Here is a 9,638-nt window from a genome sequence, read left to right as displayed (position 1 = left end):
CGACCGGTCGAACCCGACGTGAAGATCACGTAGGCGGCATTGCCCGGCCGCAGCGGCGCCACCCGATCGGCATCGGTGACCGGTGCCGCGTCGTCACCGCCGGTATCGAGAGTGTCCAGTGCGAGAAGCGGCACGTCCCCGGCCACTCCGTCACCCACCGCCGCGATATCGCGGCTGGTGGACAGCACGCACACCGGTGCCGCCGTGTCGAGAATGTGCCGGATCCGTTCGGCCGGATGCGCCGGGTCCAGCGGTACGTACGCACCACCGGCCGTGAGGACGGCGTACATGCCGACCACGAAATCCAGCGAGCGCGAGACCAGCAACCCGACCAGGGCTTCCGGGCCGACGCCCTGCGCGATCAGGTACCGCGCCAACCGGTTGACCCGCGCGTCCAGCTCCGCGTAGGTGACCTCGGCGCCGTCGAAGACCACCGCCACCCGATCCGGGTACTCCACCACCGCCCGGGCGAATCCGTCCAGCAGCAGACCCGCCGGCAACGCACGCTCGGTCGCGTTCCACTCGGTCAACACCCGAGTGCGCTCCGCCGGAGCCAGCAGCTCCAGATCACCCACCGCGACCGACGGATCGGCGACCACCGCGGCCAGCAGCCGCACGAACCGGTCCGCGAAGCCCTGCACCGTGGCACGGTCGAACATATCGGTCGCGTAGGTCAGGTAACCGCCCACGCCGGCCGGTGCGCCGGCGGCGTCGTAGTGGTCACCGACCATCAGGTGCAGGTCGTATTGGGAGGTCTCGGTGTCGATATCGACACCGGAGACCGTCAGGCCCGGCAGTTCCAGGTTCGACTGGGCGAGGTTCTGGAAGGTCAGCCCTACCTGGAACAGCGGGTGCCGCGACTGCGAACGCGCCGGGTTGAGCACCTCCACCAGCCGCTCGAACGGCACATCCGCGTGCGCGAAGGCCGCGATATCGATCTCGCGCTGCCGCGAGAGCAGGTCCGCGAACGACTCACCGCGATCCAGCTGCGTCCGGAACACCAACGTGTTCACGAACATACCGATCAGATCGTCGAGCGCGGCCTCACCGCGACCCGCGACCGGCGTACCGATGGTGATGTCGTCGGTACCGGACAGCCGGGAGAGCAGCACCGCGAGCGCCGAATGCACCACCATGAACAAGGTCGCGCCCTGCTGCTGTGCCACGCGCTGCAGACCGGCGTGGATTTCGGCGTCCACCGCGATCTCGATCCGGCCACCGACGAAGGATTGCACCGCCGGACGCGGCCGATCGGACGGGAGATCCAGCTGATCGGGCACTCCGGCCAGCGCCGACTGCCAGTACCCGACCTGCCGCGCCGCCAGCGACTCCGGATCGGCTTCGTCACCGAGCAGTTCCCGCTGCCAGATGCTGTAATCCGCGTACTGGACCGGCAACGGCGCCCACCCGGGCGCCTCGCCGGCCGCACGCGCGATATAGGCGGTCATCAGATCCCGCGTCAGCGGTCCCGCCGACGAACCGTCCCCGGCGATGTGATGGATCACCATCGCCAGCACGTATTCGCCGGTGGCTGCGGGACCGCCGGCCGGCTCGCTCGCCTGGTCCACCTGGAACAGCGCCACCCGCAGTGGCACCTGCGCGGTGACATCGAAACCGGCCGATACCAGCTCCGACAGGGCCGAGACCACCTCGTCGGCGGCCACCGACCGCACCTCGAGTCGCGGTGCCGCGTCCCCGGCCGGCAATACCACCTGCACCGGGCCGGATTCGGTCTCGGGGTACACCGTGCGCAACACCTCGTGCCGCGCCACCAGATCCCCGACCGCCGCCCGCAGCGCTTCCACATCCAGCGCTCCGGACAGCCGGATCGCCAGCGGAATGTTGTAGGCCACCGACTCCTGGTCGAACCGGTTCAGGAACCACATCCGCTGCTGCGCCAGCGACAACGGCACCCGCGCCGGCCGCGACTGCGCTACCAGCGCCTTACGCCCGCCCGACCCGGCGTGCTGCTCGACGCGCACCGCCAGACCGGCCACCGTCGAAGCCTCGAACAGGGCCCGTACCGGCACCGTCGTATCCAGCGCCTTGCCCAGCCGCGCCGCGACCTGCGTCGCGACCAGCGAATTACCGCCGAGGGCGAAGAAATCGTCATCGGCGCCCACCCGGCCCACACCGAGGACCTCGGCGAAAACGCCCGCCACGATCTCCTCGATCGGGGTGGCCGGCGCGCGGAACTCCTGCGCTTCGAATACCGGCTCCGGCAGAGCTTTACGATCCAGCTTTCCGTTGACATTCAACGGCAGAGCCTCGAGCTCGACGAACACCGACGGCACCATGTACGACGGCAGCCGCTGCCCGAGTTCGTCCCGGATACGCGCTGTGTCCAGACCGGAATCGCCACTGGGCACCACATACCCGACCAGCCGATCCCCGGTCCGCGGATCCGCGGACGCCAGCACCGCGGTCTGCGCGACCTCGTCCAGCGCCAGCAGCGCCGCCTCGATCTCCCCGAGCTCGATCCGGAAACCACGGATCTTGACCTGGAAATCGGACCGGCCCACGTACTCCAGCTCACCGGCCGCCGTCCAACGCACCACGTCGCCGGTGCGATACATCCGCCCCCCGGCACCGACTGTGGAACCCACGGCGAACGGATCGGCCACGAACCGGTCGGCTGTCAGGTCCGGACGGCCGAAATATCCGGTCGCCAGCTGCGCACCCGCGAGATAGAGCTCGCCCGCGACACCGTCCGGTACCGGACGCAACCTGGCGTCCAGCACATATACGCGCGAATTCCACTGCGGCACACCGATCGGTACCGAGATCCGGTCCGCGGCGGTCACCCGATGCGTGGTGATCGACACCGCCGCCTCGGTCGGACCGTAGAGGTTGAACAGCTCGACAGCCGGGAACTCGGCCAACGTCTTCTGTGCCGTCGCCGTCGGCAGGGCTTCACCGATCGCCAGCACCCGCCGCAACGAACCCGCGAGCCCCGTGCCCAACAGCGCGTCCAGCATCGACGGGACGACCGTCAACGTGGTCACCCGTTCCCGGGCCATCAGCTCGTTCAGATACGCGGGGTCCCGATGTCCTTCGACCTCGGCGATCACCATCCGGCCGCCGCATACCGCGGCAGCCCAGAACTCCCACACCGACAGGTCGAAGGTCGCCGCGGTCTTCAACAGGAACGCGTCGGAGGCGTCCAGTCCGAATTCCGCCGTGAGGTAGCGCAACTGGTTCACGATCGCCGCGTGTGGCACCGCCACACCCTTCGGGCGACCCGTCGAGCCCGAGGTGAAGATCACGTACGCCGTATTCGACGCACGCAACGGCGCCACCCGCTCGGTATCGGTCACCGGAGCATCGTCATAACCGCCGAGATCGACGACATCCAGGGCCACCACGGACGCGGTAGCGATACCGGAATCGGCGCCGATCCCGCTATCACCGGTGGTCAGCACACACACCGGCGCCGCGGTTTCCAGGATGTAGCCGGTACGCTCGGCGGCCTGGTCGGGATCCACCGGCACGTACACACCACCGGCGGTGGCGACCGCGTACATCGCGACCACCAGGTCCACCGACCGCCGCAACCCGAGTACGACCCGGTCCTGCGGGCCCACCCCACGCTCGATGAGATACCTGGCCAGCCGATTGACCCGGGCCCCCAACTGCGCATAAGTGACCTGCGAGCCGTCCGCGGCCACCAACGCCACCGCGTCCGGTGCCGCCGCGACGGTCGCATCCAGCAGTGAGACCAATGTCGCCGCGGTATCCAGCCGATGACCGGTGGCATTGCGGTGCGCGAGGATCGCCGTCCGCTCCGCGGGGGCCAGGACCTCCACGTCCCCGACCGGTACCGCGGGATCGGTCACCAGCGCGGCCAGCATCCGGGTCAGCCGGTCGGCGAAACCCTGCACTGTGGCGTGGTCGAACAGCGCGGTGGCATAGGTGAAATGCCCCGCGATGCCCTGCGGCGCGCCCGCCTCGTCGTAGCTGTCGCCCACGATCAGATGCAGATCGAACTGGGAGACCTCGATCTCGAAGCCCACCCCCGAGACCGTCAGCCCGGGCAGTTCCAGGCTCGACTGCGCCAGGTTCTGGAACGAGAAACCCACCTGGAACAGCGGATGCCGCGCGGTGGAGCGGACCGGGTTGATCACCTCCACCAGGCGTTCGAACGGCACATCGGCGTAGGCGAACGCCGCGATATCGATCTCACGCTGCCGCGACAGCAACTCGGCGAACGATTCACCGCGATCCACCAGCGTGCGCAGCACCAGGGTGTTGACGAACATGCCGACCAGATCGTCCAGCGCCTGCTCGCCGCGACCGGCCACCGGTGTGCCCACCGCGATATCGTCGGTGCCGGACAGCCGCGACAGCAGCACCGCCAGCGCGGAATGCACGACCATGAACAGTGTCGCGTTGTGCTGCTGGGCGATCCGCAGCAGTCCGGCATGGGTCTCGGCATCGATCCGCACGTCCACCCGGCCGCCGACGACCGACTGCACGGCCGGACGGGGCCGGTCCGCGGGCAGATCCAGCTGGTCGGGCAGATCCTCCAGCGCCGCCTGCCAGTACCCGATCTGTTCGGCGGCCAGCGAATCCGGATCGCTCTCGTCGCCGAGCAGTTCACGCTGCCAGAGGCTGTAGTCGGCGTACTGCACGGGCAGCGGTTCCCACCCGGGCGCCGCACCGGCCGCGCGCGCGGCGTAAGCGGTCATCAGATCCCGCGTCAGCGGGCCCACCGACGCACCGTCGGCGGAGATGTGGTGCACCACCATCGCGAGCACGAACTCGTCGGCGGCGTCCTCCAGCCGTAGCAGCGCGGCCCGCAACGGCACCTCGGCCGTCACATCGAATCCGGTCGACACCAATTCCGAGACGACCGCGACCACGTCCCCGGAGGCCACGGAGCGCACCTGCAATCGCGGCGCGGACTCCCCGACCGGCAATATCACCTGTACCGGGCCGAACTCGGTCTCCGGATACACGGTCCGCAGCACCTCGTGCCGCGCCACCAGATCCGCCACCGCGGCCTGCAGTGCTTGCACATCGAGCCGGCCGGACAACCGGATCGCCAGCGGAATGTGGTACGCCGCCGACGCTCCGTCGAAGCGGTTCAGGAACCACATCCGCTGCTGTGCCAGCGACAACGGCACCCGATCCGGACGCGAGCGGGCTATCAACGGCGCACGGCCGCCGGATCCGCTCAGTTCGCCGAGCTTCGCGGCGAACTCGGCCACGGTGGAGGCCTCGAACAACACGCGGGCCGGAATCCGGGCATCGACGGTGGCGCCCAGCCGGCCCGCCACCTGAGCGGCGATGAGCGAGTTACCACCGAGCTCGAAGAAGTCGTCGTCCGCGCCGACCGGATCGGCGGGGTTCAGCAGATCGGCGAAAACCGCCGCGACCTGCTTCTCCAACGGGCTTTCCGGCGCCCGATACTCTTTGGTGCGCAACTGCGGTGCGGGCAGCGCCCGGCGGTCGACCTTGCCGCCGGGGGTCAGCGGGATGGTGTCCAGCACGGTGATACTCGCCGGAACCATATACGCGGGAAGCCGGTTCGCGGCCAGGGCGAGCAATTCGTCGGTATCGACGAAGGCCCCGTCGGCCGGGTGCACGTAACTGGCCAGTACGGTCGCGCCGCTGGGCGGCTCGTAACCGACGGTGACCGCGAAGTCCACCGACTCGTGCCCGCCCAGGACGGCGTCGATCTCCCCGAGCTCGATCCGGAAGCCGCGGATCTTGACCTGGAAATCGTTGCGGCCAAGGTATTCCAGCGATCCGTCGGCCAGCCAGCGCACCAGGTCGCCGGTGCGGTAGAGCCGGGAGCCGTCGTCGGTGAACGGATGCGCCACGAAACGTTGCGCGGTCGTCCCCGGCAGGTTGCGGTAACCGCGCGCCAACTGGGCGCCGCTGACATAGAGTTCACCGGTCACCCCGGTGGGCAGCGGCGCCAACCGCTCGTCCAGAACGTATTCGGTGACCCCGCGGACCGGGGCGCCGATGACGACCGGCGCGTCCGGTTGCATGGGATCGCTGATATTCACCGCGACCGTGGCCTCGGTCGGCCCGTACGCGTTGAAGAATTCCCGCGGGTTCCCGTCCGCCGAGGTGCCGGCCCAGCGCCGCACCAGATCCGGCGGGCACGCCTCGCCGCCGGTGATCACCACCCGCAATTCGTCCAGGCCCGCCGGGTCGATGGAGGCCAGTGCGGCGGGGGTGACGAAGGCATGGGTCACCCCTTCACTGCGCAGCAGTCCCGCCAATTCGTCGCCGCCGTACACGGTGGGTGCGGCCACCACCATGGTCGCCGCGCCACCGATCGCCAGCAGCAACTCCAGCACCGAGGCATCGAACGAGGGTGAGGCGAAGTGCAGGGTCCGCGCGGTCGTCTCGACCCGGTACCGCTCCTTCTGCTCCGCGCAGAACCCGGCCAGGCCCGCCTGGGTGACCACGACACCCTTGGGTGTACCCGTCGAACCCGAGGTGTAGATGACATAGGCCGGGTGCTCGACGCGCAGCGGACGCAGCCGCTCGTCGAAGGAGACCGGTTCACCCGGGTACTGTTCGAGCGCGGCGGCGGTCTCCGCTGTGTCGATGGCCAGCCATTCCACCTGTTCGGGCAGCCCGGCGGCCGATTCCGCGACGGTCAGGCCGAAGACGGCGCCGGAATCGGTGACCATATGTGTGACGCGGTCCACCGGATAGGTCGGGTCGACCGGGACATAGCCGGCTCCGGTCTTGGCCACCGACCAGATCGCGACCACCGAGTCGATCGAGCGGGTGATCCCGACCGCGACCAGATCCTCCGGGCCGATACCGCGGGCGATGAGCAGCCGGGCCAGCCGGTTGGAGCGTTCGTCGAGTTCGGCGTAGGTGAGCCGGCCGAGATTGCCGGTGGCGTCTGCGTAACTGACCGCGATACCCGACGGGTTGGTCTCGACCGCCGTCGCCAGGAGCTGAGGCAGGGTGGTACCCCTGGGCCGCCGGGTTCGGGTGGGTCGGGTGCGCGCCGTTCGGGTCATGCCTGCATCACTTCCTGGTGGTGGTCACACTGCTCACCGACAACCGAACCCATCAACCTGCCTTGCCTGCCTCGTCGCTTCCAACGGCGGTGCACCCGCCGGCGGCACACCGCTACCGACCCGCTGGGCAGTACCTCGCACAGGGCACGATCGATCGCCGCCGGACTCGCCGTCGTCCATCATTACATGGGCCGGAAGGGCCCGGCTGTTACCACCGACGATGCCATCACCCGGGGACCCGGGCCTTCGCCCGCCGTCACCGACAGCGGGCGAAGACGGTCCGGGACCGTTACGCCGGTCCCGGACCGGTCAGTCCAGCAGCGCGCTCAGATCCAGCACCTGCTCCACCTCGGCCCACGCACCGTCCGGCTGCCCCTTCTCCTCCAGGACGAGCGCGGACAGATCCTCCAGGGCGCCGGGATCCAGCGCGTCCAGGCCCGCCCGGTCGATCCACAGGTGGGTGACCCATTCGTCACCGAGCGCCTCGCTCGTCACCTCGGTGACCAGCACCACCGCCGCGCCGACCGCGCCGGCGGCCACGATCTCCACCACCGCGGCCGGGCCGTCGGCGCGGCCGTACCGGAAGGTGCGGGATTCGTAGGTGAGCTCGGTGCCGGAATGCACCTCGGCCACCACGGCCGCCAGTTCGTCGTAGGAGAGGATACGACCGCCGCCGGTGACACTCGCCGGATCGCCGCCCTGCAGTGGCCGCACCCGGTCGGCGTAGGTCACCGGCCGCGACGACTGCGCCGCGATCTCCGCCGCCGTCTCCGCCTCGTCGAGAACCAGCCAGGCGAGCCGCGGCGCTTCCGGCGGCGAACCCGCCGTGATCCCGGCCACCACCGGCAGGCCGGCGGCCACATCCACCGCCTCGGCCGGCACCAGCGCGGCACCCGACTTGAGCACCGCCCAGGTGGCGACCGCCGCGTCGACCCCGCGGTCGAGCCGCAGCACCACACCGGTACCCGGCCCGTACCCGCGTGCGATCAGCGCCCGAGCCAGCCGCGACGAACGCGCGTCCAGTTCCTGATAGGTGATCTCCTCCTCGCCCCACACCACCGCGGGAGCTTCCGGATCGTCCTCCACCGAGGCACGCAGCGTCTGCGGCAGCGCGGTACCGGTGGTGGCCGTGGGCGCCATCTGCTGGGCGGGGGCGGCCATCCGCTCACGTTCGGCGGCATCGAGGATATCGATATCGCCCACCCGGATCTGCGGGTCGGCGGCCACCGCGGCGAGGATCCGTTCGAACCGGCGCCCGAAGGACCGCACGGTCGCTTCGTCGAACAGATCAGTGGCGTAGCCGAATACCGACCACAGCTCCCCGAATCCGCCGTTCGCGTCGCGCTGCGGATCGATACCGATCTGCAGATCGAACTTCGCGGCCAGCGCCTGCTCGCCCAGTGCCTGCACGGTCAATCCGGGCAGATCCAGGGTCGGCTGCTCGGTGTTCTGGAAGGCCAGCACCACGCTCAGCAGCGGGTTGTGCGCGGTCGCCCGGCCCGGCAGCACCGATTCCACCACCCGCTCGAACGGGATATCGGCATTGGCGAAGGCCGACAGATCCGTTTCGCGGGCCTGCTCCAGCAGATCGGCGAAGGTCATCGTCGGCTCCACCCGGGTACGCAGCGCCAAGGTGTTGACGAACATACCGACCAGATCGTCGAGTTCCCGCTCGCCGCGTCCGGCGATCGGGGTGCCGACCACGATGTCGCCGGCGTTGGTGAGCCGGGACAGCAGCACGGCAACCGCGGCGTGCATCACCATGAACAAGGTCACGCCACGTGCCCGCGCGGTCTCGTCCAGCAATCGATGCACGTCGGCGTCCACCGCGAAGCTGGTCAGCCCACCGCGCAGGGACGGCAGCGGCGGACGCGGCCGGTCCAGCGGGAGTTCGACATCCCCGGTGACGCCGTCGAGCTGCTTCTGCCAGTACGCCAGCTGGCCGGCGGCCACCGAGGTCGGATCGGTTTCGTCGCCGACCACCGAACGCTGCCAGAGCGCGAAGTCCGCGTACTGCACCGGCAACGGCGACCAGCCCGGCGCATCGCCGCCCACGCGGGCGAGATAGGCCGTCACCAGATCTCGCGCCAGCGGCGCCATGGACGCGCCGTCGGCCGCGATATGGTGCGCGACGAACGCGAGCACGTGCTCGTCGGGTCCGGTCTCGAGCAGCAGGGCCCGGACCGGAACCTGCTGAGTGACATTGAATCCGGCCGACATCAGCTCCCCGATCCGGGTGAGCGGGTCGGCGGCCGACGCGGTGATCAGCCCGCCGCGCAGTACCTCCGCGACCGGCAGGATCTCCTGGTACGGGAGGCCGTCGGCATCCGCCGGGTACCGGGTGCGCAGCGATTCGTGCCGTTCCAGCACATCCGAGACCGCCGCGCGCATGGCCGCGACATCGAGGGCACCCGACAGGCGGATCGCCAGCGGAATGTTGTAGGCGGCCGAACTCGGATCGAACTGGTTGATCAGCCACATCCGCTGCTGGGCCAGCGACAGCGGGAGCCGCTCCGGCCGCGGCCCGACCTCGAGAGGCCGGCGGCCGCCGGTTCCGGCGTGCTGTTCGACCCGCACGGCGAGCCCGGCCACAGTCGGTGCCTCGAACAGCGCCCGCACCGGAACCGTGGTGTCGAGTGCGGC

At 69.8% G+C, this 9,638-nt stretch carries 1 protein-coding gene and 1 pseudogene; both read right to left on the bottom strand.

The window, feature by feature from the left end:
* Positions 1 to 6,995: pseudogene (locus NS4_RS30635) on the bottom strand (non-ribosomal peptide synthetase); the annotation flags it as partial.
* A gap of 309 nt (positions 6,996 to 7,304) precedes the next feature.
* The coding region (locus NS4_RS30630; protein WP_157106336.1) for a condensation domain-containing protein at positions 7,305 to 9,638 on the bottom strand (2,334 nt) is incomplete at its 5' end.

Origin of the sequence: Nocardia sienata NBRC 100364, assembly GCF_001613205.1 — a bacterium.
In the GTDB taxonomy this organism is placed as follows: domain Bacteria; phylum Actinomycetota; class Actinomycetes; order Mycobacteriales; family Mycobacteriaceae; genus Nocardia; species Nocardia sienata.
The sequence above is the reverse complement of the archived record's forward strand: the minus strand, read 5'-3'. Positions and strand labels throughout refer to the sequence as shown.